The 940-nt window shown below is 67.2% G+C and carries 1 protein-coding gene; it reads right to left on the bottom strand.

The features are described 5' to 3' along the window. A partial coding sequence (locus EOA33_RS36940; protein WP_145989563.1) for an ATP-binding cassette domain-containing protein occupies positions 1-940 on the bottom strand: 940 nt, incomplete at both ends.

The raw sequence follows: 940 nt of genomic DNA, 5'->3' as shown, positions 1-940 counted from the left end.
CCACGAGCTCGCGCCGCTCGGCGTTGGCCGGTTTTTTGGCCAGCACATGCAGCGGCTCGGCGACCAGTTTCTCGACCTTCTGGCGCGGATCGAAGGAGCCGTAGGGGTCCTGGAATACGACCTGCATGTCGCGCCGCACCGGCTTCAGCTCCGCCTCGCTGCTGCCGGTGATGGTCTCGTCGCAGAAACGGATCGTTCCCGAGGTCGATTTGTCCAGCGCCAGGATCATGCGGGCAAGCGTGGACTTGCCGCAGCCTGAACGTCCGACCAGGGCCACCGACTGGCCAGGTTCTATCGACAGCGAGACGTCGTCGACGGCGCGGAAGGGAGCGGCGCGCCGGAACAGCGAGCTGCGTCGTCCCGGATAGTCGCGGGTCACCCCTTCGACTTGCAGCAGGGGCCTGGCCGAGCCGGCGACGTGGGTTCGGGGGCGGGCCGGCACATGCATGGAAGCCTGCGCCAGCTGACGCGTGTAAGGATGGAGCTGCTCAGACAGCGTGCGTGCCGTGTCGCCGGCTTCCATCACCTCGCCATGGCGCAGGATGGTGATCTTGTCGGCCATCTCGGTCACCACCGCGAGGTCGTGCGAGATCAGCAGCAGGCCCATGCGGTTTTCCGCCACGAGGTCGCGCAACAGATCGAGGATCTGCGCCTGCAGCACCACATCGAGCGCCGTGGTCGGCTCGTCGGCGATCAGGAGCTTGGGTTTCAGCGCGCAGGCGATTGCAATGACGACGCGCTGGCGCTGGCCGCCGGACAGCTCGTGCGGATAGCGCGACAGCGGGAATTTTGCCTCGGGCAGGCCGACCCGGTCGAGCACCTTGCGCGCCCGCTCCTCGGCTTCGGCGCGGCTTGCCTTGGTATGCCAGCGGATGCCTTCGGCGACCTGCTCGCCGATCGTCTTGACCGGATTGAGCGCCGTCATCGGCTCCTGGAACAC

It is taken from the genome of Mesorhizobium sp. M4A.F.Ca.ET.050.02.1.1, assembly GCF_003997725.1.
Taxonomy (GTDB): domain Bacteria; phylum Pseudomonadota; class Alphaproteobacteria; order Rhizobiales; family Rhizobiaceae; genus Mesorhizobium.
The sequence above is the reverse complement of the archived record's forward strand: the minus strand, read 5'-3'. Positions and strand labels throughout refer to the sequence as shown.